Origin of the sequence: Streptoalloteichus tenebrarius, from assembly GCF_024171885.1 — a bacterium.
In the GTDB taxonomy this organism is placed as follows: domain Bacteria; phylum Actinomycetota; class Actinomycetes; order Mycobacteriales; family Pseudonocardiaceae; genus Streptoalloteichus; species Streptoalloteichus tenebrarius.
This window is the reverse complement of sequence record NZ_JAMTCP010000002.1, coordinates 367,532-392,442: the sequence shown is the minus strand read 5'-3', so window position 1 is coordinate 392,442 and position 24,911 is coordinate 367,532. Positions and strand designations below refer to the sequence as shown.

At 73.9% G+C, this 24,911-nt stretch carries 25 protein-coding genes, 1 tRNA gene and 1 pseudogene; 6 read left to right on the top strand and 21 right to left on the bottom strand.

Annotated elements, in window-relative coordinates; translation table 11 throughout:
- Nucleotides 1-12 precede the first annotated feature (12 nt).
- The 7 genes from LX15_RS03500 to LX15_RS03470 all read right to left on the bottom strand — a co-directional run bounded on the left by LX15_RS03500 (nt 13) and on the right by LX15_RS03470 (nt 4,143).
- Nucleotides 13-86 (bottom strand) — tRNA-Met (locus tag LX15_RS03500).
- Nucleotides 87-115: 29 nt separating this feature from the next.
- Nucleotides 116-541 (bottom strand): phosphoribosyl-AMP cyclohydrolase, encoded by a 426-nt coding sequence (hisI, locus tag LX15_RS03495; protein ID WP_253667968.1) that lies wholly within the window; start codon nt 539-541, stop codon nt 116-118.
- Nucleotides 538-924, bottom strand: a complete 387-nt coding sequence (locus LX15_RS03490; protein ID WP_253667967.1) for a hypothetical protein — start codon at nt 922-924, stop codon at nt 538-540. The genes hisI and LX15_RS03490 overlap by 4 nt, the downstream gene beginning before the upstream one ends.
- Nucleotides 921-1,694: an imidazole glycerol phosphate synthase subunit HisF gene (hisF, locus tag LX15_RS03485; protein WP_253667966.1), complete on the bottom strand. Its 774-nt coding sequence runs from the start codon at nt 1,692-1,694 to the stop codon at nt 921-923. The genes LX15_RS03490 and hisF overlap by 4 nt, the downstream gene beginning before the upstream one ends.
- Nucleotides 1,695-2,227: 533 nt before the next feature.
- On the bottom strand, nt 2,228-2,965 hold the full coding sequence (priA, locus tag LX15_RS03480) for a bifunctional 1-(5-phosphoribosyl)-5-((5-phosphoribosylamino)methylideneamino)imidazole-4-carboxamide isomerase/phosphoribosylanthranilate isomerase PriA (RefSeq protein WP_253667965.1): 738 nt from the start codon (nt 2,963-2,965) through the stop codon (nt 2,228-2,230).
- A gap of 148 nt (nt 2,966-3,113) precedes the next feature.
- Nucleotides 3,114-3,746: an imidazole glycerol phosphate synthase subunit HisH gene (hisH, locus tag LX15_RS03475; protein WP_253667964.1), complete on the bottom strand. Its 633-nt coding sequence runs from the start codon at nt 3,744-3,746 to the stop codon at nt 3,114-3,116.
- A 253-nt stretch (nt 3,747-3,999) separates the two neighbouring features.
- Nucleotides 4,000-4,143: a hypothetical protein gene (locus LX15_RS03470; RefSeq protein ID WP_253667963.1), complete on the bottom strand. Its 144-nt coding sequence runs from the start codon at nt 4,141-4,143 to the stop codon at nt 4,000-4,002.
- Nucleotides 4,144-4,198: 55 nt separating this feature from the next.
- On the opposite strand from LX15_RS03470, the gene soxR reads away from it, so the two are divergent.
- The gene (soxR, locus tag LX15_RS03465; protein WP_253667962.1) at nt 4,199-4,660 is read left to right on the top strand and encodes a redox-sensitive transcriptional activator SoxR; all 462 of its coding nucleotides are present in this window, start codon (nt 4,199-4,201) and stop codon (nt 4,658-4,660) included.
- A gap of 148 nt (nt 4,661-4,808) precedes the next feature.
- Nucleotides 4,809-5,356: pseudogene (locus LX15_RS03460) on the top strand (RNA 2'-phosphotransferase).
- 7 nt (nt 5,357-5,363) lie between these two features.
- Here LX15_RS03460 and LX15_RS03455 read toward each other — a convergent pair.
- The 4 genes from LX15_RS03455 to hisD all read right to left on the bottom strand — a co-directional run bounded on the left by LX15_RS03455 (nt 5,364) and on the right by hisD (nt 8,683).
- Nucleotides 5,364-5,519 (bottom strand): CG2302 family histidine operon protein, encoded by a 156-nt coding sequence (locus tag LX15_RS03455; protein ID WP_253667961.1) that lies wholly within the window; start codon nt 5,517-5,519, stop codon nt 5,364-5,366.
- Between the two features lie 31 nt (nt 5,520-5,550).
- On the bottom strand, nt 5,551-6,162 hold the full coding sequence (gene hisB / locus LX15_RS03450) for an imidazoleglycerol-phosphate dehydratase HisB (protein ID WP_253667960.1): 612 nt from the start codon (nt 6,160-6,162) through the stop codon (nt 5,551-5,553).
- Nucleotides 6,159-7,286, bottom strand: coding sequence for a histidinol-phosphate transaminase (locus LX15_RS03445; RefSeq protein WP_253668018.1), 1,128 nt, complete (start codon nt 7,284-7,286; stop codon nt 6,159-6,161). Before LX15_RS03445 ends, hisB begins: the two co-directional genes overlap by 4 nt.
- Before the next feature lie 68 nt (nt 7,287-7,354).
- Nucleotides 7,355-8,683 carry a histidinol dehydrogenase gene (hisD, locus tag LX15_RS03440; protein WP_253667959.1) on the bottom strand — a complete coding sequence of 443 codons (1,329 nt, stop codon included), beginning with the start codon at nt 8,681-8,683 and terminating at the stop codon, nt 7,355-7,357.
- Nucleotides 8,684-8,942: 259 nt separating this feature from the next.
- Here hisD and LX15_RS03435 point away from each other — a divergent pair, with 259 nt between their 5' ends.
- Entirely contained in the window at nt 8,943-10,268 is a 1,326-nt protein-coding gene (locus LX15_RS03435; RefSeq protein WP_253668017.1) for a M14 family metallopeptidase, read from the top strand.
- 727 nt (nt 10,269-10,995) lie between these two features.
- On the opposite strand, the gene LX15_RS03430 is transcribed toward LX15_RS03435, so the two are convergent.
- From LX15_RS03430 to LX15_RS32940, 7 genes are all read right to left on the bottom strand, one after another.
- Nucleotides 10,996-12,168, bottom strand: coding sequence for an aminotransferase class V-fold PLP-dependent enzyme (locus LX15_RS03430; protein ID WP_308213399.1), 1,173 nt, complete (start codon nt 12,166-12,168; stop codon nt 10,996-10,998).
- Between the two features lie 73 nt (nt 12,169-12,241).
- A complete protein-coding gene (locus tag LX15_RS03425) occupies nt 12,242-12,901 on the bottom strand; it encodes an ABC transporter ATP-binding protein (protein ID WP_253667958.1) in 660 nt (219 codons plus the stop codon).
- On the bottom strand, nt 12,883-13,893 hold the full coding sequence (locus LX15_RS03420; RefSeq protein WP_253667957.1) for an ABC transporter ATP-binding protein: 1,011 nt from the start codon (nt 13,891-13,893) through the stop codon (nt 12,883-12,885). The genes LX15_RS03425 and LX15_RS03420 overlap by 19 nt, the downstream gene beginning before the upstream one ends.
- Nucleotides 13,890-14,846 carry an ABC transporter permease gene (locus LX15_RS03415; protein WP_253667956.1) on the bottom strand — a complete coding sequence of 319 codons (957 nt, stop codon included), beginning with the start codon at nt 14,844-14,846 and terminating at the stop codon, nt 13,890-13,892. The genes LX15_RS03420 and LX15_RS03415 overlap by 4 nt, the downstream gene beginning before the upstream one ends.
- Complete coding sequence (locus LX15_RS03410; protein ID WP_253667955.1) at nt 14,839-15,909, bottom strand: ABC transporter permease; 1,071 nt, start codon at nt 15,907-15,909, stop codon at nt 14,839-14,841. Before LX15_RS03410 ends, LX15_RS03415 begins: the two co-directional genes overlap by 8 nt.
- Complete coding sequence (locus tag LX15_RS03405) at nt 15,891-17,483, bottom strand: ABC transporter substrate-binding protein (RefSeq protein WP_253667954.1); 1,593 nt, start codon at nt 17,481-17,483, stop codon at nt 15,891-15,893. Before LX15_RS03405 ends, LX15_RS03410 begins: the two co-directional genes overlap by 19 nt.
- Before the next feature lie 84 nt (nt 17,484-17,567).
- Nucleotides 17,568-18,194 (bottom strand): GntR family transcriptional regulator, encoded by a 627-nt coding sequence (locus LX15_RS32940; RefSeq protein ID WP_253667953.1) that lies wholly within the window; start codon nt 18,192-18,194, stop codon nt 17,568-17,570.
- A gap of 87 nt (nt 18,195-18,281) precedes the next feature.
- Between LX15_RS32940 and LX15_RS03395 the strand changes: the two genes are divergently transcribed.
- Nucleotides 18,282-19,073, top strand: coding sequence for a carbon-nitrogen hydrolase family protein (locus tag LX15_RS03395; protein ID WP_253667952.1), 792 nt, complete (start codon nt 18,282-18,284; stop codon nt 19,071-19,073).
- Nucleotides 19,074-19,684: 611 nt separating this feature from the next.
- On the opposite strand, the gene nadC is transcribed toward LX15_RS03395, so the two are convergent.
- Genes nadC through nadA form a run of 3 tightly spaced genes read right to left on the bottom strand, consistent with a single transcriptional unit; the run spans nt 19,685 to nt 23,252 of the window.
- The gene (gene nadC, locus LX15_RS03390) at nt 19,685-20,620 is read right to left on the bottom strand and encodes a carboxylating nicotinate-nucleotide diphosphorylase (RefSeq protein WP_301303878.1); all 936 of its coding nucleotides are present in this window, start codon (nt 20,618-20,620) and stop codon (nt 19,685-19,687) included.
- Nucleotides 20,617-22,230 carry an L-aspartate oxidase gene (locus tag LX15_RS03385; protein WP_253667951.1) on the bottom strand — a complete coding sequence of 538 codons (1,614 nt, stop codon included), beginning with the start codon at nt 22,228-22,230 and terminating at the stop codon, nt 20,617-20,619. The genes nadC and LX15_RS03385 overlap by 4 nt, the downstream gene beginning before the upstream one ends.
- Nucleotides 22,230-23,252 carry a quinolinate synthase NadA gene (gene nadA, locus LX15_RS03380; protein ID WP_253667950.1) on the bottom strand — a complete coding sequence of 341 codons (1,023 nt, stop codon included), beginning with the start codon at nt 23,250-23,252 and terminating at the stop codon, nt 22,230-22,232. The genes LX15_RS03385 and nadA overlap by 1 nt, the downstream gene beginning before the upstream one ends.
- A gap of 174 nt (nt 23,253-23,426) precedes the next feature.
- On the opposite strand from nadA, the gene LX15_RS03375 reads away from it, so the two are divergent.
- Nucleotides 23,427-24,074 (top strand): NUDIX hydrolase, encoded by a 648-nt coding sequence (locus LX15_RS03375; RefSeq protein WP_308213403.1) that lies wholly within the window; start codon nt 23,427-23,429, stop codon nt 24,072-24,074.
- A gap of 56 nt (nt 24,075-24,130) precedes the next feature.
- A complete protein-coding gene (locus LX15_RS03370; RefSeq protein ID WP_253667949.1) occupies nt 24,131-24,811 on the top strand; it encodes an LON peptidase substrate-binding domain-containing protein in 681 nt (226 codons plus the stop codon).
- Nucleotides 24,812-24,911 lie beyond the last annotated feature (100 nt).

The following is a 24,911-nucleotide window of genomic DNA, read 5'->3' as shown; positions in this document are numbered from 1 at the left end:
CCTCTCGTGTAGTAGCGGGGACAGGATTCGAACCTGCGACCTCTGGGTTATGAGCCCAGCGAGCTACCGAGCTGCTCCACCCCGCGTTGACATGGAGAACACTACACGAGCCGGTTCAGGAATCCAAAACGGGGGTGCCGCCAGCGGCGTCATCGCTGGTCAGTGCCGATTTCTCCGCCTCGGTCCCCGACTCGGCGGACAGCAGGACGTCGGTGTCGAAACACGTCCGCGTCCCCGTGTGACAGGCCGCGCCGACCTGGTCGACGACCAGCAGCAGCGTGTCGCCGTCACAGTCCAGGCGCACCTCGTGCACGTACTGGGTGTGGCCGGAGGTCTCCCCCTTCACCCAGTAACTCTGGCGGGACCGCGAGTAGTACGTGGCGCGGCGCGTCGTCAACGTGCGCCGCAACGCCTCGTCGTCCATCCAGGCCACCATCAGGACCTCGCCGGTGCCGCGCTGCTGCGCCACCGCGCACACCAGACCGTCGGCCGTGCGCTTGAGCCGACCGGCGATCGCCGGGTCCAGACCAGGACCGCTCACCGGGCCCCCATCTCCTCGTGGTCCGCCCCGTCCCGCGCGGGACGGGTGTTGAGCAACACGAACACGTACACCTGGGACGCCGCGAGCACACCGGACAGCAGGCGGGCCCACCACGCCCCGCCGCCGAGCGCCAGCAGCAGGTGCAGCACGCTCGCGACGGTGGCGACCACCATCCCGACGATCCGGGCGGCGCGGCGCCCGGTCAGCACGGCCACACCCGCGCCGACGCCGAGCGCGGCCAGCACGGCGGGCAGGGCGACGACGTCCGCCCCGCCCTCGGCGGCCCACCGCCCCACGCCCAGCGCGAGGAACACCAGACCCGCGGCGGCCAGCAGCGCCCCGGCCACCCGCAGTTCCAGCGGGGAGCCGGACAGCCGGCTCACCGAACCTCCACCCCGGCCGCCCGCAGGGAGTCCTTGACCTCGCCGATCCTGAGCTGTCCGAAGTGGAACACGCTGGCCGCGAGCACCGCGTCCGCGCCGACCTCGACAGCCGGCGCGAAGTGCTCCAGCGCGCCCGCGCCGCCGCTGGCGATCAACGGCACGTCCACGACCGCCCTGACCCTGCGCAGCATCTCCAGGTCGAAGCCGGCCTTGGTGCCGTCGGCGTCCATGGAGTTGAGCAGGATCTCGCCCACGCCCAGCTCCTGGCCGCGCGCCGCCCACTCGACCGCGTCGATGCCGGTGCCGCGCCGGCCGCCGTGCGTGGTGACCTCGAACCCCGACGGCGTCGGCCGCTCACCCTCCGGCACCCGGCGCGCGTCGACCGACAGCACGACGCACTGGGCGCCGAACCGCTGCGACGCCTCCCGCAGCAGCTCCGGCCGGGCGATGGCGGCCGTGTTGAGGCTCACCTTGTCCGCGCCGGCCCGCAGCAGGCGGTCCACGTCGTCGGTGCTGCGCACCCCGCCGCCCACGGTGAGCGGGATGAACACCTGCTCGGCGGTGCGGCGCACCACGTCGAAGGTCGTCTCCCTGTCCGAGGACGACGCGGTCACGTCGAGGAAGGTCAGCTCGTCGGCGCCCTCCGCGTCGTAGGCGCGCGCCAGCTCCACGGGATCTCCCGCGTCGACCAGGTTCGTGAAGTTGACGCCCTTGACCACCCGCCCCTGGTCGACGTCGAGGCAGGGGATGACACGTACGGCGACCGCCATACCCCCAGCCTACGGCCTCGTTGTCGCGCCCCGACGGGTGTCGCCCCCTCCCGGCCCGCCCCCGCGCGGCGGGCAACCGCCGGGACCTGCGCCACCGAAGATCCACAGTGGCCGGACCCGCCGGCGCGGGACCCGATCACCCGCTCCAGTGGTCCACCCCCACTCCACCCGGCAGAGCGACACCGGAACACGCCGAACTGTCAGACCCCCGTGAGACGTTGAAAAAGGGGGGTCCCCCTACTACAGGCCTGGAGTCGCGCGCGAGGCTCGGTGATCCACTCGGCCCCTCGGGTCGCGAGCCGCCGAAGTCGATCCCTGGGCGAGATCCCGCGATCACCCTCAGCCGGGGCCAGAAGACGCCTCACCGAGTTCCGCGCGTTCCTGGTGGGCGTCCGCGCCAGGACGGCGACACACGGCCGGAGACACGAGAACCCGTCGTGCGCGGGGTCCGCGCACGACGGGTTGACGATCATCGACAGGATCGGGGAACGCCGGCCGGTCCACCCGACCGGGCGTCCACAGTGGACCAGGGGTCAGAGCGCGCGCACGGCCGCCAGGGCCTCCGGCAGCGTGAAGGCGCCCGCGTACAGGGCCTTGCCCACGATCGCGCCCTCCACGCCCAGCGGAGCCAGCTCGGCCAGCGCCCTCAGATCGTCCACACTGGACACACCACCGGAGGCGACCACCGGGGCGTCGGTGCGCGCGCAGACCTCCCGCAGCAGCTCCACGTTCGGGCCGCGCAGCGTGCCGTCCTTGCTCACGTCGGTGACGACGTAGCGGGCGCACCCGTCGCGGTCCAGGCGCTCCAGCACCTCCCACAGGTCGCCGCCGTCCGAGGTCCAGCCCCTGGCCGCCAGGCGGTGCCCCTCGGCGGTGATCCGCACGTCCAGGCCCACCGCCACGCGCTCGCCGTGCTCGGCGATCGCCCGCGCGCACCACGCGGGGTCCTCCAGCGCCGCCGTGCCCAGGTTCACCCTGGCGCAGCCGGTGGCCAGCGCCGCCCTGAGCGACTCGTCGTCGCGGATGCCACCGGACAGCTCGACCCGCACGTCGAGCCGGCCGACCACGTCGGCCAGCAGGTCGCGGTTGGACCCGCGGCCGAAGGCCGCGTCCAGGTCGACCAGATGGATCCACTCGGCGCCGCCCTCCTGCCAGGCGAGGGCGGCCGCCACCGGGTCGCCGTAGGAGGTCTCGGTCCCGGCCTCGCCCTGCACCAGGCGAACGGCCTTGCCGTCGGCCACGTCGACCGCGGGGAGCAGCGTGAACGTCACGGCACCACCCTAGGCGGTCCACCGGCTGGGAGGCCGCCAGGGTCCGCCCACGTCACGCCGCCTCCCCCCTGTCCGGTGAATCCTGTCCGGTGAACTCTGTCCAGTGAACCCTGTCCGGTGAACCGCCACGCGTGGCGCCGGCCGGGGCTCAGCCCAGGGACTTGATCCAGTTGCCGAGCAGGTGCGCGCCGGCGTCCCCGGACTTCTCCGGGTGGAACTGGGTGGCCGACAGCGGGCCGTTCTCCACGGCGGCGACGAAGTCCTCGCCGTGGCGCGCCCAGGTCACCAGCGGCGGGCTGAACGGCGGGTTGGTCTCCAGCTCCCACCGCCGCGCGGCGTAGGAGTGGACGAAGTAGAAGCGGGTGTCCGCGTCGAGGCCGGCGAACAACGTCGACCCGGCGGGCGCGCGGACGGTGTTCCAACCCATGTGGGGCAGCACGTCGGCGCGCAGGCGCTCGACCGTGCCCGGCCACTCGCCGCAGCCCTCGGCCTCGATGTCGTGCTCCACGCCCCGCTCGAACAGGATCTGCATGCCGACGCAGATGCCGAGCACCGGCCGGCCGCCGGCGAGGCGTTCGCCGATGATCCGCTCGCCGCGCACCGCGCGCAGCCCGGTCATGCAGGCGGCGAACGCGCCCACACCGGGCACCACCAGGCCGTCGGCGGCGAGCGCCGCGCGATGGTCCGCCGTCACCTCGACGTCCGCGCCGACACGGCGCAGCGCGCGCTCGGCGGAGCGGAGGTTGCCGGATCCATAGTCCAGTACGACGACACGGGCCACCTGACCAGGCTAGCGCGCGCCGAAGTGGATCGAGGAAGCGCCGCGCGCCTCCGTCGGGCAGTGTCCGTCGGGCAGTGTCCGCCGGGCGGTGTCCGCCGGCGGCGATTTCGTCCGCCTGCGATCTGAGTGTCCTGGCGCGCCCGAGGTGACAAGGGCACGCCGCCGGCAACCGGTGTTGGGGTGTGTCGGAGCGGGACTGGTTATTCCCCTTGGCGGTTGCCGACGGCGTGCGGTCCGTGGTGGTGATGGGCGGTCAGGACGGGAAGTGCGCGAGAACGGAAGCGGCCGCGACGCCGTGCCGTGTGACGCCGGTCATCCGACGCGTCAGCGACGGCGGGACCTCGTGGCCGGCACCCTCGGCCTCGGCGGCCTCGGGGCGCCTCGTTCTCGCGATCACCGCCACAGCGTGCAACCTCGACCTAACTAGAGGTCAAGTCGTAGGCTGCGAACCCATGGGGAAGCTGCCTGACCTGCTCACGATCGGCGACGTCGCCGCCCGCAGCGGCGTGCCGCACACCGCCCTGCGCTTCTACGAGGAGAAGGGCCTGATTCGGGCCGAGCGGACGGGCGGCAACCAGCGACGTTACCCCCGCGCCGTCCTGCGGCGACTGGCGTTCATCCGGGCGGCGCAACGGGTCGGCCTGTCCCTGGAGGACATCCGGGCGGCGTTGAGCGCGCTCCCCGACGGCCGCACACCCACCAAGGCCGACTGGGCGCGGCTGTCCCGGCAGTGGCAGGAGGAGCTGGACGCCCGCATCGACGCCCTGCACCGGCTGCGCGGCCGCCTGACATCCTGCATCGGCTGCGGCTGCCTGTCGTTGAAGTCCTGCGCCCTCCAGAACCCCGACGACGAGCTGTCGGAGTACGGGCCGGGCGCGCCGAAACTGAAGCCTGCCGTCGAGGGCGGGATCTGACCACGCGCACGGCCCACCCACTGTCCGCCCACCGCGGCACCGACGGACGCGCTCCGCGCGACACGCTGGTTCCCACTCGGCCGTCGACGACGATCCCGTCACGACAAACCGTTGGCTTGGCCGGAATCATCGTGCTGCGCTGGGAGACATGGAGAAGGACCACCTCGTCCGCGTCTCGAAACAACTGTCCCAGGTCCTGCGGCACCGGCCGGAGAGCCTCGGGTTGACCCTGGACCCCGCCGGCTGGGTCGCGGTGGACGACCTGCTGTCGGCGTTGGCCCGACACGGACGCGCCTGAGCCGCGACCAGCTCGCCGAGCTGGTCGCGGCCAACGACAAACACCGCTTCGCCTTTGACGAGACGGGACGCCGCATCCGGGCCAACCAGGGCCACACGGTCCCGGTCGACCTCGGGCTCCCCGTCGCCACCCCGCCGCCGACGCCGTTCCACGGCACGGTGGAGCGGTTCCTGCCGGCCATCCTGCGCGAGGGGCCGCGCCCCGTGCGCCGGCACGACGTGCACCTGTCCGCCGACCGCACCACCGCGACCCGCGTGGGCCGGCGACGCGGCGAGCCGGTGGTGCTCCGGGTCGACGCCGCCGCGATGACGGCCGCCGGGCACGAGTTCCGGGTGAGCGCCAACGGCGTGTGGCTCACCCCACGCGTCCCGGCGGCCTACCTGACCAGGACGCGGTGAGGCGGCGTCACATCATCCACAGCACCGCGCCGACCCCGGCCAGCACGGCCGCGACCGCCAGCAGGCCGGCGAAGACCTTCATCGACTTCCACATCACGTAGGCGCCGCCGACGAGGAAGCCGGCCAACGCCAACAGCCCGATCCAGATCCAGTCCTTGGCCACCCAGAATCCCCTTCCGCCGTCGCGGGACGGCTCAACTCCCGTCCAGCAACCCCTTGGTGGAGGGGACGACACCGCCGAACCGCGGGTCCGGCTCGACCGCGGCGCGCAGCGCCCTGGCGATCGCCTTGAACTGGGCCTCCGTGATGTGGTGCGGGTCCCTGCCGTGCAGCACCCGCACGTGCAGGGCGAGCTTCGCGTGGAAGGCCAGCGACTCGAAGACGTGCCGGTTGAGCACCGCCGGGTAGTTGTTGCCGATGACGAAACCCGCCACCGACTCCGGCTCGCCCACGTGCACGCAGTACGGCCGCCCCGACACGTCGACCGCGGCGTGCGCCAGCGTCTCGTCCATGGGGATCCACGCGTCGCCGAAGCGGCGGATGCCCGACGCGTCGCCCAGGGCCTGCCGCAGCGCCTGGCCCAGCACGATCGCCACGTCCTCCACCGTGTGGTGGGCGTCCACCGGGATGTCGCCGGTGGCGCGGACCGTCAGGTCGAACGCGCCGTGCACGCCGAACGCGGTGAGCATGTGGTCGTAGAAGGGGACGCCGGTGCTGACGTCCACCTTGCCGACGCCGTCGAGGTCCAGCTCGACCAGGACCGCGGACTCCTTCGTGGACCGTTCCACCCGACCCGTGCGGCTCACCGGCTGACCTCCGTGCCCGTGCTGGGTTCCTCCGCGCGGAGCAGGTGCTCCGCGGCGACTTCCTTGCTGGCGGCCAGGAAGGCCTCGTTCTCCTCGGGCGTGCCCACGGTGACCCGCAGGTGCCCGGGGATGCCCACGTCCCTGACCAGCACGCCCCGGTCCAGGTAGGCCCGCCACGCGGCGTCGGCGTCGGCGAACCGCCCGACGAGGACGAAGTTCGCGTCGCTGGGCACGACCGAGAAACCCGTGCCCGACAACGCCTCCGCGACGCGGTCCCGCTCCGCGCTGAGCCGGTGGACCGAGGCCAGCGTCCGCTCGGCGTGGCGCAGCGCGGCCCGCGCGGCCGCCTGGGTCAGCGCCGACAGGTGGTAGGGCAGGCGCACAAGCTGCAACGCGTCGACGACCGCCGGGGCGGCCGCGAGGTAGCCGAGCCGGCCGCCGGCGAAGGCGAACGCCTTGCTCATCGTCCGGCTGACGATCAGCTTGTGGCCCAGCTCGTCCAGCAGCGCCACCGCGCTGGGTTGGCTGGAGAACTCGGCGTAGGCCTCGTCCACCACCACCAAGCCGGGCGCGGACTCCACGAGCCGGCGCAGGTCCTCCAGCGGGAGCGACTGGCCGGTGGGGTTGTTCGGGCTGGTCACGAACGTCACGTCCGGCCGGTGCTCGACGAGGAGCTCGGCGGCGCGCGCGACGTCGAGCGAGAAGTCGGCCCTGCGCGGGGCCGGCACCCACTCGGTGCGCGTGCCGGCCGCGATGATCGGGTGCATCGAGTACGACGGCTCGAAGCCCAACGCGGTGCGGCCCGGCCCGCCGAAGGCCTGGAGGATCTGCTGGAGGATCTCGTTGGACCCGTTGGCCGCCCACAGGTTCGCGGCGGTCAGCGGCACGCCGGTCGCCCCCGACAGGTAGGCGGCCAGGTCCCCGCGCAGGGCCAGCGCGTCCCGGTCCGGGTAGCGGTGCAGCGTCCGCGCCGCCTTCTCCACCGCGCGCGCGACGTCGGCGACCAGCTCGGGCGGCGGCGGGTAGGGGTTCTCGTTGGTGTTCAGCCGGACCGGTACGTCGAGCTGGGGCGCGCCGTAGGGGGTGCGGCCCCGCAGGTCGGCGCGCAGCGGCAGGTCCTCCATCCGGACCCGGCCGGCGGCCGGGGCGGCGCCCGACCCGGTGGTCGGGCCGGTGTGGGCGTCGGTCACGGTCACGCCCCACCCCTCGCGGCGAACCGGGCGGTCACGGCCTGGCCGTGCGCGGGCAGGTCCTCGGCCTCGGCCAGCGCGACCACCTTCGGCGCGACCTCGGCCAGCGCCTCGGCCGTGTACTCCACGACGTGGATGCCGCGCAGGAAGGTCTGCACGGACAGGCCGGAGGAGTGGCGCGCGCAGCCCCCGGTGGGCAGCACGTGGTTGGAGCCGGCGCAGTAGTCGCCGAGGGAGACCGGGGCGTAGGGGCCGACGAAGATGGCGCCGGCGGCGCGGACCCGGCCGGCCACCGCGCGGGCGTCCCTGGTCTGGATCTCCAGGTGCTCGGCGGCGTAGGCGTCGACCACCCGCACTCCGTCGTCCACAGTGGACACCAGAACGCAGCCGGACTGCGGGCCGGTCAGCGCGGCGCGGACCCGCTCCGCGTGCTTGGTCGCGGCCACCTGGCGCTCCAGCTCGGCGTCCACCGCGTCGGCCAGCGCCTCCGAGGTGGTCACCAGCACGCTCGCCGCCAGGGTGTCGTGCTCGGCCTGGCTGATCAGGTCCGCCGCCACGTGCGCCGGGTCGGCGGTGTCGTCGGCGAGGATCGCGATCTCGGTCGGGCCGGCCTCGGAGTCGATGCCGACCAGCCCGCGCAGCAGGCGCTTGGCACCGGTCACGTAGATGTTGCCCGGCCCGGTGACCATGTCCACCGGGGCCAGCTCGGCGCCGTCGGTGTCGACGCCGCCGTAGGCCAGCAGCGCCACCGCCTGGGCTCCGCCGACGGCCCAGACCTCGGTCACGCCGAGCAGGGCGCACGCGGCCAGGATCGTGGGGTGCGGCCGCCCGCCGTGCTCGGCCTGGGGCGGCGAGCAGACCACGAGCGACTCGACGCCGGCCTCCTGCGCCGGCACCACGTTCATCACGACACTGGACGGGTAGACGGCCAGGCCGCCGGGGGCGTAGAGGCCGACCCTGGCCACGGGGGTCCACCGCTCGGTGACGGTGCCGCCGGGCACCACCTGCGTGGTCACGTCGACCCGGCGCTGGTCGGCGTGCACGCGGCGGGCGCGGGCGACGCACTCCTCCAGCGCCTCGCGCACGGCGGGGGCCAGCTCCTCCAGCGCCCTGGTCAGCTCCTCGACCGGCACCCGCACCGAGGACGGGCGCACGCGGTCGAACCGTTCGGCGAACTCCAGCGCCGCCGCGACGCCACGCTCCCTGACCGCCTCGACCACCGGCCGCACCTGATGCAGCACCGCGTCCACGTCCACCTCGGCGCGCGGCAGGGTCGCACGCAGCTCGACGGGGGAGGGGACACGACCGCGCAGGTCGGCACGGGTGAGCATGGGCGTCCTCGGAGGTCGGGGGCTGGACGGGTGCGGGGGCGCCGGCCCTCGCGGATCGACGCTCCCACCAGGGTAAACGGTGCCGCCGATCGGCCGAGCGGGCATATCAGTGGCTGGGAGTCACCTTGGCCACTCCTGTGGGTGAGCGCCATAACACCTGGTCATTGCAGATTCGGCGATCCCTTGCCACGCACCGTGACCGGGCCGCATTCTCCGTGCACGACCCTGCCATGACTCTCCGTCAACGATCGGAGGCATGATGTTACCCACGCGTCGCAGGCTGGTCGCCGCGGCGGTCGGCGCCTGCCTGTCCCTGCTCGTCCCGCTCTCCGTGGCCGGGGCGGACGCGCGCTGGGCGGCCGGCACGCCGTCGTCGGGGACGGCGGTGGCCGACTCGGGACGGCCCCACGACCTGGCCGTCTACCAGGTGCACGGGGCCACGAGCCCCGAGCAGCGCACGACCATCGCCCGCACGGGTGTCGACGTTCTGGGGGTGGCGAACGACCGGGTGACGGTCACGGCCACGCCGGAGCAGGCGGCGGCCGTCCGGGCCGCGGGCTTCCGGACCGAGCTGGTCGAGCGGGTCCCCGGAGCGGACGGGCCCACGACGCTCGACTTCCCGCCCAACGACTCGAACTACCACAACTACACCGAGCTGACCGCCGAACTGCGGAACACGGCGTCCTCGCACTCCTCCATCGCGGCGCTGTCCAGCGTCGGCAAGTCCCACCAGGGCCGCGACCTGTGGCTGCTCAAGATCAGTGACAACGTGGCCGTCGACGAGGACGAGCCCGAGGTGCTGTTCACCTGCAACCAGCACGCGCGCGAGCACCTCACCGTGGAGATGTGCCTGCGGATCGTGCAGCGGTTCACCACCCAGTACGCCACCGACCCGGCGATCAAGAAGTTCGTGGACACGCGGGAGATCTACGTGATCTCCAGCGTCAACCCCGACGGCGCCGAGTACGACGTGGCCTCCGGCCGCTACCAGGGCTGGCGCAAGAACCGGCAGCCGGCCGGCGGCTCGGTCGGCACCGACCCGAACCGGAACTGGGGCTACAAGTGGGGCTGCTGCGGCGGCTCCAGCGGGAGCGCGAGCAGCGAGACCTACCGAGGCCCGTCGGCCTTCTCCGCGCCGGAGACCGCGCGCGTGCGGGACTTCGTCAACTCCCGGGTCGTGGGCGGCAAGCAGCAGATCACCGCGCACATCGACTTCCACACGTACTCGGAGCTGATCCTCTGGCCGTACGGCTACACCTACGACGACACCGCGCCCGGCCTGAGCGCCGACGACGCCAGGACGTTCAGCGCCCTGGGCCGGCAGATGGCCCAGACCAACGGCTACACGCCCCAGCAGTCCAGTGACCTCTACGTCACCGACGGCTCGGTGAACGACTGGATGTGGGGCCAGCACAAGATCTGGTCGTACACGTTCGAGATGTACCCGCGCAGCAGCAGCGGCCTGTCGGGCTTCTACCCGCCCGACGAGGTCATCCCGCGCGAGACCGCGCGCAACGACAAGGCCGTCGACCTGCTGGTGTCCTACGCCGACTGCGTTCCCCGCGTGATCGGCAAGACCTGCTGACGGCTGGTCTTCTCCCCCGCCCGTGCGGCACGCGCGCTCGGCGCGTGCCGCACGGGCGTGCCCGGCGTCCCGCGCGGGGCGGGGCGGCGGGGCGGACCGCAGGACGCCCGCCTCCCTCCGCCCGCCGAGATCACCCGCCTGTGGCCCCACGCCGAGGCCGAAACTGTCAGCCCCACGCGAGACGCTAGAAGTGGGGGGTCCCCCTACTACAGGCCTGAAGTCGCGCGCGAGACGAGCACGACTGTCCACAGAGGACTCACAAGTGCGTAGCCCGAATCACCAGAAGGCCGCGCATCGCGGGGCCGAGCACCGCGGGGCCGCGCACCACGGGGCCGCGCACCACAAAATCGAGCGTCAGGCGCGTGACGCACAGGTGTGAGGATGTTGCATGGTGCCGCAGGACGCCCGCTTCCCCTCCGCTCACCGAAATCACCCGAGCGCGGCCCCTTCTCGAAGCCAGAACTGTCGGCCTCACGCGAGACGCTAGAAGTGGGGGGTCCCCCTACTACAGGGCTGGAGTCGCGCGCGAGGCCAGGAGGACTGTCCATAGAGGACTCCCAGGCGCTGCCCCGGACCACCAGAAGGCCGAGCAGGGCTGGGCGCCGAGCGCGCCCAGGGGCGCGCTCGGGGAGCCTCAGCGTTGGGGACCCTGGCTTCAGGAACCTCGGCTTCAGGAACCTCGGCTCCGGGAGCCTCGGCTTCAGGAACCTCGGCTCCCAGGAGAACCTCAGCGGAGGTCGGCCACGGCCGCGACGAACTCGTCGACCTGCTCCGGCGACACGAAGTAGTGCGGCGAGGCCCGCACCACGGCGTCGAGCCCGCGCCGGGTCATGTCCAGCAGGGTCGACGAGACCCGGCTGACGGTCACGGTGACACCCCGCTCCCGCAGCGTGTCCCGCACCGTCTCGGGCGACATGCCGTCGACGGTGAAACTGACGATGCCGCAGCGCTGCCGGCCGAGGTCCCGCACGGTCACCCCGGGCAACGCGGAGAGCCCGGCACGCACCCGCTCCGCCCGCTCCACCACCGTCGCGGCGATGGCGTCGACACCCAGCCCCAGCGCGTACCGCATCGCCGCGACGAGTCCCAGCCGGTCGGCGACGTTGTACTCCCACAGCTCGAAGACGCGGGCGTCGGGGCGCAGCCGCGCCTGGTTCGGCGCGATCCAGTCCGCGCCGTGGTGGTCGACCAGGTAGGGCCGCAGCAGCCCGGCGGCCGACTCGCGCACGGCGAGCAGGCCGGTGCCGCGCGGTCCGCGCAGCCACTTGCGGCCGGTCACCGACACCATGTCCACGTCCAGCTCGTCCATCCTGACCCGTAGCTGGCCCACGGACTGGCAGGCGTCGAGCAGGACCAGGGCGCCCACCTCGTGCGCGGCGTCGGCGACCTCGCGCACCGGGTTGACCAGGCCGCCGTTGGTCGGCACGTGCACCAGCGACACCAGTCGCACGCGCTCGTCGAGCAGGTCCCGCAGCGCCTCGACCGACACCGCGCCGTGCTCGTCGGAGGGGATCGGCTCCACGGTCGCGCCCACGGCGGCGGCGCGGTGCAGCAGCGCCACCGCGTTGCCGGCGTACTCCGCCTCGGTCACCAGCACGCGGTCGCCCTCGGCGAGCGGGACCGCGGCGAAGGCGAGGTCCCAGGACCGGGTGGCGCTGTCGGTGAACGCGATCTCCTCGGGCCGGCAGCCGAGCAGGTCGGCGGCCACGCCGTAGCCGGCCTCGATCTCGTCGATCCGCTCCTGGGCCGCGCGGTAGCCGCCGACCTCGGCCTCCCGGCGGAGGTGGCCGACCACCGCGTCGAGGACCGGTCTGGGCGGCAGCGAGGACCCCGCGCTGTCCAGGAAGACCTGGTCACGGCACGCGGGCGTGTCGGCGCGCACGGCGTCAAGATCGATCACTGGTCACCCTCCTGTCTCACCACACCGACCCCCGCCACACCGACCCCCGCCGCGAGGCGCCCCTCGGGGCCGCTCACGGCGCGAGACGCATCACCCTGTCGGCCCACACCCCGAGCAGGGAGTCATCGTGGCTGATCGCCAGGACGCCCGCGCCGGTGGACTCGACGTGCGCGTTGACCACGCGCACCAGCGCGGCGGTCGTGGACGCGTCCAGCATCGCGGTCATCTCGTCGCAGACCAGGTAGCGGGGGCGCAGGGAGAGCGCGCGGGCCAGGCAGGCCCGCTGGAGCTGGCCGTCGCTGACCTCGTGCGGGCGCCGGCGCAGCAGCTCGGCGGTCAGGCCGACCTGGTCGGCCAGCTCGTCCACCCGGTCGGCGACGTCCCCGGCGCGGCCGCTGGCCAGCATCGGCTCGGCCACCACCTCGCGGAGCGTGAACCGGGGGTCGACCGACAGTCGCGGCTGCTGGAACACCACGCCGACCGCGGTGCGCTGCTCGCGCGGGGCGGCGTGCCGGAACCGGCGCACGGGCGCGCCATCCAGCCGCACCTCGCCCGCCCACGGCGCCAACAGCAGCGTGAGCACCCTGGCCAGCGTGGACTTGCCGCAGCCGCTGGGCCCCGCCATGCCGAGCACCTCGCCGGGGCGGACCTCCACGTCCACCCCGGACAGCACGGGGTGTCCCCTGGTGTAGCCGGCGACCAGGCCGGCCCCGGTCAGCACGGGCGGCGGCACGCGACCATGCGGTCGTCGTGCCGGACCAGCTCGGGCCGCCCGGTGCAGCGCTCGTCGCGGGCGCCGAGCAGCGCGCAGCGGGGCGCGAATGCGCACCCGTCGGGCAGGGCGGTCAGCTCGGGCGGGTGCCCGGGGATCGGCGTGAACCCGCCCTCGGGCAACGCGGCCAGCAGCCCGGCCGTGTAGGGGTGCCACGGGTCGTCGAAGACCCGGCCGGCCGGTCCGATCTCGACCAGGCGGCTGGCGTACATCACGGCCACGTCGGTGGCCACCCCGCGGGCCGCCGCCAGGTCGTGGGTGATCATCAGGACGGCCCTGCCCTCCTCGGCCAGGCCGGCGAGCAGGTCGACGGTGCGGTCGACCAGCGGCCGGTCCAGGCCGGTCGTGGGTTCGTCGGCGAGCACGACCGGCGGGTCGCCGGCCAGCGCCAACGCCACCGCGACGCGCTGGGCGGTCCCGCCGGACAGCTCGTGCGGGTACCGGTCGAGCACCGCGGGTTCGAGGCCGACGCGTTCCGCGAGGTGGTCGACCAGCCCGGCCGGGTCGTCCAGCCCGGGCCGCAACGCCCGCACCGCCTCCAGGAGCTGGCTGCGCGCCGTGCGCACCGGGGTGAGGTGGGTGGCCGAGGACTGCGGGACCAGGCCGACCAGCCTGCCCCGCACCCGGCCGGCCAGCACGCTCTCCGGCGCGGACAGCAGCTCCACCCGCCCACCGTCCTGTGTGGACAGTGTTGCCGTCCCCCTGAGCTGGGCGTTGCCCGGCAACAGGCCCAGCAGGGCCGAGGCCAGCACGGACTTGCCGCAGCCGCTCTCCCCCACCAGCGTCAGCAGTTGGCCGGGGCGCAGGTCGAAGGACGCGTCGGTGACCGCGCGGACCTCGCCGCGCCGCCCGCCGCGGCCCAGCAGGAAGCGGACCGACAGCCGGTCGACGCTCAACAGCGGCGTCGCCGCGCCCAGCGGGGCCTGCCTCGGCTCACGCGCGGTCGTGGTCACAGCGCCAGCTCCGATCGACGTCGGGGAACCAGCCGGTCCCGCCAGGTCGCCGCGACGCCCGACACGGCGAGGGTGGCGACGATCAGCAGCACCGAGGGCAGCACGACGATCCACCACGCGCCCAGCAGCACCGCGTCCCTGCCGTCGCCGAGGATGTTGCCGATGCTGGCCATGTGCGGCGGCAGGCCCAGCCCGAGGAAGCTCAGCGCGGTCTCGTGCCACACCGCGTGCGGCAGCAGCAGGACCGCGGAGATCGCGGCCTGCGGCACGACCGCCGGCAGCAGGTGCCGGCGCACCACGCGCCACCGCGAGGCACCGCCCGAGATGGCGGCGTCGATGTAGGGGCGCTGCCGCAGGGACAGCACCTCGGAGCGGACGATCCTGGCGACCGTCGTCCAGTGGGTCAGCGCGATCGAGGCCACCACGGCCGTGAGGCTCCCCCGGTACAGGGCGACGATCACGATGCCCAGCAACAGGTGCGGCACGGCGTTGACGGTGTCCACCAGGCGCATGAGCAAGCGGTCGGTCCAACCGCCGACCGCGCCGGAGACCGCCCCCACGACGGCGCCGAGCATGGTGGAGACCACCGCGCACAGCACGGCCACCAGCAGCGACACCCGCAGTCCCGCGAAGGCCAGCAACAGCAGGTCGCGTCCGGTCTCGTCGGTGCCGAACAGGTGGTCGGGGCCGGGGGGACGGCGCACGGCGGCGTAGTCGAGCACCCGCTCGTCCAGCCCGCCCAGCCACGGCAGCAGGACCGCGCCCACGGCGAGCGCCGCCAGGGTTGCCGCGCCGACGATCCAGCGCAGCCGGGCCGCCCGGCCGGAGCCGATTGAGGCGCGCGGGGTCCCGGCGCGGCGGCGCGCGGCCGACCGCCACGCGGCGGGGGCCGTCGGCCCACCGGCCGAGGGAACAGAACTGTCCTCTGTGGACGACGTCACCAGGTCAGCCATCGGTCGCCACCCTCGGGTCGAGCAGCGCGGAGGCCACGTCGGCCAGCAGCGAACCGAGCAACACGGCCACCGTCGCCAACAGGGTCAACGCCGCGAGCAGCGGGAAGTCCACCGCCAGCGCGGCCTTCACCACGGCCGAGGCCACCCCCGGCCACGAGAAGACCTCCTCGACGAGCACCGCGCCGGTGACCAGCTCCGGGACCCGCGCGCCGACCAGCGCGACGAACGGCAGCAGCGCCGTGGGCAGGGCGTGCCGCAGCACGACCACCCGCTCGGCCAGACCCCTGGCCCGCGCGCCGGTCACGTGGTCCTCCGCCAGGGCCGCCAGCAGCGACTGCCGCACGTGCAGCACCAGCCACGGCGACTGCGAGATCCCCAACACCAGCGCGGGCAGCACCAGGTGCCGGGCCACCTGGCCCGCGCTCGCCTCGGCCCCCGCGTCACTGAGCCCGGCCACCGGCAGCCAGCCCAGGCCCAACGCGAACACCGCGATCGCGCCCAGCGCCAACACGAACGGCGGCACGCCCTCCAGCGCGTGGCCGACGGCCGTCACCACCCGGTCCAGCCAGCCGCCCTGACGCCACGCGGCGGCCACCCCGAGCAGCAGCGCCAGCAGCACCGCGACCACCAGGGCCACGCCGACCAACAGCAACGTCCACGGCAGCCGCTCGCCGACGACGTCGGCCACCGGCTGGCGGAAGGACCGGCTGTTGCCAGGGTCCCCGGTCAGCAGCCCGCCGGCCCACCGTCCGAACTGGACGATCACCGGGTCGTCCACGCCCAGCTCGGCGCGCACCCGCTCGACGTCCTCCCGGGACGCGTTGAAGATCTGCACGCCGTAGTACTGCTTGACCGGGTCGAACGGGGAGAGCGCGCCGAGGGCGAACACGGCCCCGCTGACCAGCACGAGCACCGGCACCGCGAAGAGGAGCCGCCGGCCGACCAGGGCCGCGACGGCGCGGGCGCGCGAGCGTCCGGCGGCGCGGGACGGGCCACGCCGGCCCCGTGCGGCCGCCGGCGTGGCCCGACCTGTCGCGCCCTCGGTCATCGCTTGGGCGCCCATTCCTGGAGGTTCCACCACGGGCCCCAGGTGAAGCCGTGGGTGTGCGGCTCCACGACCTCCTGGTAGCCCGTCCAGCCCTCCCGCACCACGTAGGTGTGGTCGAGGAAGACCAGGAACACCATGCCGGGGTCGGCGACGTAGGCCCGCTGGAACTGCTTGTACGCGGCGACCCGCTGGGCGGGGTCGGTGGTCCGCCGGCCCGCCTCCAGCGCGGCGTCCACCTCGGCGTTGCGGTAGGAGCCGGGGTTGTTGAACCCGTTGGCCGCGTAGGAGGAGTGCAGCAGCGGGTAGGCCTTCAGGTCGGGGTCGAGCGGGTTGCCGCCGCCCAGCACGAGGGCGTCGTTGCCCATCCTCGGCTCGATGGCCTCCCAGCCGAGGCCCTCCAGCGCGACCTCGACACCCACCGCCTTGGCGTCCGAGGCGAAGGCCTGCGCGAGGTCCTTGCGGACGTTGTCGCCGGCCGGGTACATCAGGCTGAACTTCGCACGCTGGCCGTCCCTGGCCCGCACCCCGTCCGCGCCCCTGACCCAGCCCGCGGCGTCGAGCACGCGCTCCGCCTCGGCCTTGTCGTACCGGAACTGGGCGGAGGGCTCGACGAACTCGGGCAGCGCCTGCGGGATCAGGGTCGACGCGGGCGCGCCCTTGCCACCGAGCAGGGCGTCGATCATGCCCTGCCGGTTCATGGCCAGGTTCAGCGCCAGCCGCATCGCCTTGTCGCCGGTGACCGGGTTGGCCGAGGGCAGGACCACCGTGCGGTAGTCGGCGCTCCTGTGCGTCACGACCTGGTAGCCGTCGACGCCCTCGAAGGTCTTGGCCAGGTTCGGCGGCAGCGGGCCGCCGTCGAACTCGCCGCCGCGCATGCGCTGCGCGCGCGTGTTGTCGTCGATGGCGAAGACGACGGTGACCTTGCGGATCTTGGGGGTGCCGTGCCAGTAGTTGTCGTTGGCCTCCAGCACCATGCGCTCGCCCTTGCGCCACTCGGTGAGCCGGAACGGGCCCGTGCCCACCGGCTTGGTGCCGATCGGCGACCGGTCCTGCGGCTCCGGCTTGGCCAGGGCCTCGCTGGGCAGCACGCCCAGCACGAGCTTGTGGCCGAAGGGCGCGTAGGGGTGGGCGAGGTCGAACCGCACGGTCAGCGGGTCGACCTGCTCCACGTTGGTGATCATGGACAGGTTGGAGCGGATGGTGGAGGCGTAGGCCGGGTCGAGCGCGGCCCTGTAGGTGGCCACCACGTCCTCGGCGCCGAAGGTCGAGCCGTCGTGGAACCTGACGTCCTTGCGGAGCTTGACGGTCCACGACCGGCCGTCGGCGGAGGGCTGGGGCAGCTCGGCGGCCAGCGCCGGCTCCAGGCTGCGGTCCGCGCGGTAGGTCAACAGCCCGTCGAAGATCTTGGACACGCCCTCCTCCCCGTAGCCGAGCAACGGGTTGAGGCTCTCCGGCTCGTAGGCGTCGGCCAGCGTGAGCTGGTCCCGGTCGCGTCCGGAGTCGGGGTTCGACGGCGTCGAGCAGGCGGCGACGGCCACGGCGGCCGCCAGGGCCGCGGCGCCCGGCAGGAGTCGGCGGGGGAAAGGCACGCGCAGACCCTAGATTCCGTTGCGAAGCACTTGCAACAAGTCTGCTGGTCGGCGAAATCCGGGTCTTGTCAGCCGCTCCCCGGCTCAGGTGACGAGCAGCACCCGCAGCCCCGCCTCCAGGTGCGTGGTGATCGCCGCGCCCGCCAGGACCGCGTCCCCTTCGGCCAGCGCGGACAGGATCGCCTCGTGCCCGGCCAGCGCCTCCTCCCTGCGTTCCACGGTGCGGTAGAGCGCGGCGGCCGCGCACCGCACCTGACGCGCGCGCAGACCCTCGTAGACCTGGGCCAACAAGCTGTTGCCCGTGCCCGCCACCAGGGCGGTGTGGAACCGCTGGTCCCACTCGGCGAACGAGCGCACGTCGGCGGCGTCGAGCAGCGTGCGCTGCATCTCGACCGCGTGCCGCATCTCCGACAGCGGAGCGGAACCCGTGACCAGCACGCGCTCGGCGGCGTACCGTTCGAGCACGCCACGCAACTCCATCAGCTCGGTGACCTCGCGTCCGGTGACGGGCGCCACGTACGCGCCCCGCTTCGGCACGAGGCGCACGAGGTCCTCGGCGGCCAGCAGCAGCAACGCCTCCCGCACCGGGGTGCGCGAGACGCCGACCCGGTCGGCGATCTCCTGCTCGCTGACGAACTGGCCCTGGAGCCGGGGATCGGTGAGCACGGCGTCCTTGAGGAACTCGTACGCGCGTTCCCGGCCGGAAGTCACCCGCGCCCCCTACTCGTGCCACCGATCCCTGAGAGAGGCTAACAACAGTCGGTCATCGTATGACCACCGCGAGTGGAGGAGGAGCCAGTGCAGATCGGGCTGTGCCAGATCGTGTCGACGCCGGACCCCGAGGCGAACCTGCCCCTGGTGCGCGACGGCGTCGCGGCCGCGGCGGAACGGGGCGCGGAGGTGGTGGTGTTCCCCGAGGCCACGATGGCCTGCTCGGGGGCCAGATGGTCGGAGCTGGCCGAGCCGCTGGACGGGCCGTGGGCGGAGCGGGTGCGCCGGATCGCGGCCGAGGCCGGCGTCGTGGTCGTCGTCGGGATGTTCACGCCGGCCGGGGACGGGCGGGTGCGCAACACGCTGCTCGTCACCGGGCCGGATGTGGAGACCCACTACGACAAGATCCACCTGTTCGACGCGTTCGGGTACCAGGAGTCGAAGTTCGTCGCGCCCGGCGAGCGGCCGGTGACGTTCACGGTCGCCGACGTCACCCTCGGCGTGGCGACCTGCTACGACGTGCGGTTCCCCGGGCTGTTCACGGCGTTGGCGGAGCAGGAGGCCTCGGTGGTCCTGCTGCCGGCGAGCTGGGGCGCGGGCCCCGGCAAGCGGGAGCAGTGGGAGCTGCTGGTGCGGGCGCGGGCGTTGGACTCCACGTCGTGGGTGGTGGCCTGTGACCAGGCGGACCCGGTGACGGTGGGGCGGGAGCCGGTCGGCGCCGCGCCGTGCGGCATCGGGGTGAGCACGGTGGTGGACCCATGGGGTCGGGTGCACTCCCGGCTCGGCACGGAGCCGGACTGCCTGGTCGTCGACATCGACCCCGGTGTGGTGGAGGAGGCCAGGCGGACCAATCCGGTGCTGGCGAACCGCCGCTTCTGAGGAGGCCTCGACCGGTTCGCTGTGCGTCGGGGCCCCACCCGGTTTCCGGTTCGAGGCCTTGCCCGCTTTGAGCCCTTGGCCGGTTCGAGGCCTTGACCGGTTCGAGCCTCGCCTGGTTCGAGCCTCGTGCGATTCGGGGGTTCGAGCGGTTCGGGATTTCGAGCGGTTCGAGCCGTTCCCGGCCTCCGCGCGGCACGGGTGTCTCCGTGCCGCGCGGAGGCGGACGGCAGTTCCGCCGCGCCTCTCCCACGCCTCAGGTCTTCCGACGCGTGCTCCGCACGAGCGGACCCGCAAAGATCTCTGACAGAGATCACCAGGCTGATCCCGGCCAACGGCGCTCCCAGTGGCCGCCCGCCGTCCTCCCGGGGGGCGACACACCCGCCGCCAACGCCTCCCACCCCGGTACAGCCCCCACCCGCCCGGGGGGCGACCCCGCGTCGAGCCTATCGACAGCCCGAAGGCCGCACAAGGAACGAAAGCGCCACTGTGGACAACTCTGGACACTGTGGACAACTGCGGGCGGCCGTCCCACGACAGAGGGCTGACGCCAGGTGTCCCGCACCCGACGCCAGCCCCCTCACCAGGCATGACTCCACGCCCCGCGCCCGACCTCACATGTCAAGGCCCAGATCGAGCGACGGACTGGAATGCGTGAGCGCGCCGACCGCGAGATAGTCCACCCCGGTCTCGGCGTAGGCCCGGGCGACGTCCAGCGTGAGTCCGCCGGAGGCCTCCAGCCGCGTCGGCACGCCCGCCGCGTCCCGCCGCCGCACCGCCTCGGCGCACTGCGGGACGGTGAAGTTGTCCAGCAGCACCTCCTCGGCGCCCATGGCGAGCACCGCGTCCAGCTCCGCGAGCGTGGTCACCTCGACCTCGCACGGCAGGCCCGGCGCGTGCTCGCGCGCGGCGGCCAGCGCGGCCGTGACCGACCCGGCGGCCACGACGTGGTTGTCCTTGATCAGCACCGCGTCGCCGAGACCCATCCGGTGGTTCACGCCGCCACCGCAGCGCACCGCGTACTTCTGGAGCGACCGCAGGCCGGGCAGCGTCTTGCGGCTGTCCCGGATCGCGCACCCGGTGCCCGCGACCGCCTCGACCCACCTGGCGGTCGCGGTCGCGATCCCCGAGAGGTGGCAGACCAGGTTGAGCGCGGTGCGCTCCGCGGTCAGCAGGCCCCGCACCGGCGCGCGCAGCCGCAGGGCCACGTCGCCCGGGGCCAGCCGCTGCCCGTCGACGCCCCGCTCGACGACCTCGTAGTCGCCGACCACGACGTCCAGGACGGCCAGCGCGACCGGGAGGCCGGCCAGCACCCCGGGTTTCCTCGGGCTCATCACGGCCTCGGCCACGGCCTCCGCCGGCACGGTGGCCTCGGTGGTGACGTCCGGCCCGTACCGGAGGTCCTCGTCCAACGCCTGGCCGACGACCCGCCGCACCTCGGCGGCGTCCAGCCCCACCCTGCCCAGTTCCGCGACGACCCCAGCGGAGAACCCGCCAGAGGAGCCGGAGGAGGACCCTGTGGCGGCCCCGGTAGAGAACTCGCCCGTCATGCCGCCCCTCCCAACGCCACGGTCTCGAAGAACGCCAGCCGTCCCGCCGCGTCGAGCCGGATCGGCAGGCTGCGCCGCCACGCCTCCTCGGTGCGGGGGAAGTCGGTGCGGACGTGGCAGCCGCGGGTCTCGGTCCGCTCCAGCGCCGCGGCGACCAGCGCCCTGGCGACCATGGCCAGCGCCGCGTCCTCCACCTCCTGATGAGTCCGAAGTGGACGGTGCACGGAGTGCGCGTCCAGCACGGACTCCGCCTCCACCAGGCCCGAGGCGTCCCTGCCGATGGCCGCGTACCGGCTCATGGCCCGCTGGAGCGCGGCCCGCTCCACGACCGGGGCCGCCGGCAGCTCGGCCGGCTCGGCCGTTCTCGGGTCGGCGAGCCGCCCCGCCGCCAGGTCGGCGGCGACGGCGCGGGCCGCGCGGGCGCCCACCACCAGGCCCTCCAGCAGGCTGTTGGAGGCCAGCCGGTTCGCGCCGTGCAGGCCGGTGCGCGCGACCTCGCCGGCCGCGTACAGGCCGGTCACCGAGGCTCGACCGTCCACAGTGGTCACCACACCGCCGCAGGCGAAGTGCGCGGCGGGCGCGACCGGGATCGGGTCGACCGCGGGGTCGACGCCCGCTGCCCGGCAGGCGGCGTGCACCGTCGGGAACCGCCGCCGGAAGGCCTCGCCCCCCAGGCGCGTGGCGTCCAACAGCACGTGGTCCGCGCCGGTGGCGACCATCCTGCGGGTGATCGCGGCGGCCACCACGTCCCTCGGGGCGAGGTCGGCCAGCGGGTGCACCCCGGCCATCACGCGCGCGCCGGTGTGGTCGACCAGCACCGCGCCCTCACCGCGGACGGCCTCGGTCACCAGCGGGCGACGGCCGTGCGCGCCAGCGCCCGTGAACAACACCGTGGGGTGGAACTGGACGAACTCCACGTCGGCGAGCGCGGCGCCGGCCCGCACCGCGAGCGCGAGGCCGTCGCCGGTGGCCACCTCCGGGTTCGAGGTGGCCTGGTAGAGCTGCCCGACGCCTCCGGTGGCGAGCAGGACGGCGGGCGCGCGCACCGCGCCCGGCACGCCATGGGCGTCGAGCACCAGCAAACCGGCGACCTCACCGGCCGGAGTGCGCAACGCCTCCACCGCGATGTGCTGCTCCAGCACGGGGATCCGCCCGTCGCGCAGGGTCGCGAGCAACGCGCGTTCCACCTCGGCCCCGGTGGCGTCACCCCCGGCGTGCACGACGCGGAACGTGCTGTGCCCGCCCTCGCGGCCCCTGGCGAGCCTGCCGTCCTCCTCGGTGTCGAAGCGCGCGCCGCCGCGCAGCAGGCGCTGCACGGCGGCCGGGCCGTCGGCGAGGATCGCGGCCACCGCGGCCTCCTCGCACAGCCCGGCGCCGGCGACGAGGGTGTCGGCGACGTGCCGCCGCACCGAGTCGCCCGGCTCGTGCTGGCCGGGCAGCACGACGGCCACGCCGCCCTGCGCCCAGGGGGTGTTGCCGTCGCCCGCACCGGCCTTGGTCACCACCAGCACGCGCAGTCCCAGCTCGCGGGCGGTGATGGCGGCGGTCAGGCCCGCCACGCCGGTGCCGACGACCACCAGGTCGGCGCCGGCTTCCCAGGAGGGAGTCATCACTCCCCGCCCCCCGGCTGGCCGATCGCGATCATCCGCTGGACCGCGCCCCGCGCGCGCTCGGCGACGTCCGGGTCCACGTGGACCTCGTCCCGCCCCTCGCGCAGCGCGCGCAGCAACGCGGCCGGCGTGATCATCTTCATGTAGCGGCAGGCGGCCCTGTCGTTCACCGCGCGGAAGTCGATCTCCGGGGCGGCCCTGCGGAGCTGGTGCAGCATGCCCACCTCGGTGGCCACGAGCACGGTGCGGGCGCTGGTGCCCCTGGCGGCCTTCACCATGTCCCCGGTGGAGAGGATCTTCACCCGGTCCTGCGGCACGGTGCCCTCGCCCGCCAGGTACAGCGCCGAGGTCGCGCAGCCGCACTCGGGGTGGATGAACAGGTCGGCGTCCGGGTTGGCCGCGGCCTTCTCGGCCAGCTCCGGGCCGTTGATGCCCGCGTGGACGTGGCACTCGCCGGCCCAGACGTGCAGGTTCTCCCTGCCGGTCTCCCGCTTCACGTGCGCGCCGAGGAACTGGTCGGGGCAGAACAGCACCTCGCGGTCGGCCGGGATCGACCGCACCACGTCGACGGCGTTCGACGAGGTGCAGCAGACGTCGGTCTCCGCCTTCACCTCGGCGGTGGTGTTGACGTAGGAGACGACCACGGCGCCGGGGTGCTCGGCCTTCCACGCCCTGAGGTCCTCGGCGGTGATCGAGTCGGCCAGCGAGCAGCCGGCGCGCTCGTCCGGGATCAGCACCGTCTTGGTCGGGCTGAGGATCTTCGCGGTCTCGGCCATGAAGTGCACGCCGCAGAAGACGATCGTGTCGGCGTCGCTGTCCGCCGCGATCCGGCTCAGCGCGAGGGAGTCGCCGGTGTGGTGGGCGATGTCCTGGATCTCCGGCAACTGGTAGTTGTGCGCCAGGATGACGGCGTTGCGCCGCTCGGCGAGCCGCAGCACCTCCTCCCGCCACGCCGCGTCCGGCCGGACCCCGTCGTAGGGCTCCAGCGCCGAGGCCCGCCCCACGGATGCAGTAGCGGCCATCTCGTCCTCCTCGCGCTCCTTGCGGGGCACCCCGCGCCCGGCGGCCGCGACGCGGCGTGGCGGACCCGGTCCCTGCGGCCGGTTGGCCGTCGCCCCGGTTTTCGACTTAGGATCGAAAACGTGGGTGATGGTATCAGCCGTTCGGGTGGTGTGGAACACGAGGTGCTGGCCGCGGTGCTCCAGGTGAGAGCCGGATCACTCCAGGTCATGCTGTGGCGACGGGCGCTGGAACCGCACGCGGGCCGCTGGTCGCTGCCGGGCGGGCGGCTCCGCGCCGACGAGGACGTGGAGGCGTCCATCCGCCGCCAGCTCGCGGAGAAGGTCGACGTCCGCCGGCTGTCCCACGTCGAGCAGCTCGCCGTGTTCAGCGCGCCCGACCGGGTGCCGGGTCCACGCGTGGTCGCCACGGCCTTCCTCGGCCTGGTCCCCTGCGACGTCGACCCGGAGACACCAGGGGACACCGCGTGGCACCCGGTCGCGGCGCTGCCCGAGACCGCCTTCGACCACGGCGCGATCGTGCTGCGGGCCCGCGACCGCCTGCGGGCCAAGCTCTCCTACACCAACCTCGGCTTCGCCCTCGCGCCCCGCGAGTTCACCGTCTCGGCCCTGCGCGAGCTGTACTCCGCCGCGCTGGGCTACCGGGTGTCGGCGACCAACCTGCAACGCGTGCTGTCCCGCCGGGGCCTGCTGGAGCCGACCGGGCACACCGCGCCGCCCGGCCCGTCGGGGGGCCGGCCGGCCGCGCTGTTCCGGTTCACCGGACGGGGGTTGGCCGTGACCGACCCGTTCGCGGTGCTCAGGCCCCCGAGAAGCACACGCTGAGCAGCGAAATGGTCATCCGGCCGGCATTCGTCCGGGCGTCGTCGTAACGTGAACGGGTGGCCGAGACGCTCCCGTTGTTCCCGTTGGGCACCGTGCTGTTGCCCGGGGCGTCACTGCCGCTCCACGTCTTCGAGCCCCGGTACCGGCAGCTCACCGTGGACCTGATGACCGAGGTCGTGCCCGACCGCCGGTTCGGCGTGGTCGCCATCCGGCAGGGCTGGGAGGTCGGCGCGGACAACGTCGAGTCGCTGCACGGGATCGGCTGTTCGGCCACGCTCCGCGAGGCCCGCCGGCTGCCCGACGGGCGCTTCGACATCGTCGTCACCGGAGAACGCCGGTTCCGACTCCTCGACGTGGACGACACGGCCGCGCCGTACCTGGTCGGCTCCGTGGAGTGGCTGCCGGACACCGCGCCGACGCCCGAGATCACCGAGGCGGTGCCCGCGCTCGCCGAGGCCGCCAGGGCCGCCCACCGCCGCTACTGCGCGATCGCGTGGTCCCGCGAGGACTGGCAGGAACCGCCGCCGGAGACCGAGCCGGGCGACCTCGCCCACCTGCTCGCGGCCGACTGCCTGCTGAGCACCGAGGACCGGCAGCACCTGCTGGAGCAGACCTGCCCTGCGCTGCGCCTGCGCCTGATCCGCCGGGTGCTGCTCCGGGAGGCCGGCCTGCTCCGCCTGCTCCGCGCCGTCCCCGCCCCGCTCTCCGACTTCGCCGACCTCCCGTCCCGCAACTGAGCGGCCCGGCGAGGCGTCCCGGCAAGTCGGCTCGACGATGCGGCCCGGCGATTCAGCCCGCGACGGCCACTGGGCGAGGTGACACTGGACCGGGGCGACG

Coding starts and splice junctions, on each gene's coding strand:
- hisF (WP_253667966.1), bottom strand. CDS start 1,694: ATGGCGGTCGCCGTACGTGTCATCCCCTGCCTCGACGTCGACCAGGGG.
- soxR (WP_253667962.1), top strand. CDS start 4,199: ATGGGGAAGCTGCCTGACCTGCTCACGATCGGCGACGTCGCCGCCCGC.
- LX15_RS03445 (WP_253668018.1), bottom strand. CDS start 7,286: ATGGAGGACCTGCCGCTGCGCGCCGACCTGCGGGGCCGCACCCCCTAC.
- hisD (WP_253667959.1), bottom strand. CDS start 8,683: ATGCTCACCCGTGCCGACCTGCGCGGTCGTGTCCCCTCCCCCGTCGAG.
- LX15_RS03435 (WP_253668017.1), top strand. CDS start 8,943: ATGTTACCCACGCGTCGCAGGCTGGTCGCCGCGGCGGTCGGCGCCTGC.
- LX15_RS03415 (WP_253667956.1), bottom strand. CDS start 14,846: ATGGCTGACCTGGTGACGTCGTCCACAGAGGACAGTTCTGTTCCCTCG.
- LX15_RS03410 (WP_253667955.1), bottom strand. CDS start 15,909: ATGGGCGCCCAAGCGATGACCGAGGGCGCGACAGGTCGGGCCACGCCG.
- nadC (WP_301303878.1), bottom strand. CDS start 20,620: ATGACGGGCGAGTTCTCTACCGGGGCCGCCACAGGGTCCTCCTCCGGC.
- LX15_RS03385 (WP_253667951.1), bottom strand. CDS start 22,230: ATGACTCCCTCCTGGGAAGCCGGCGCCGACCTGGTGGTCGTCGGCACC.
- nadA (WP_253667950.1), bottom strand. CDS start 23,252: ATGGCCGCTACTGCATCCGTGGGGCGGGCCTCGGCGCTGGAGCCCTAC.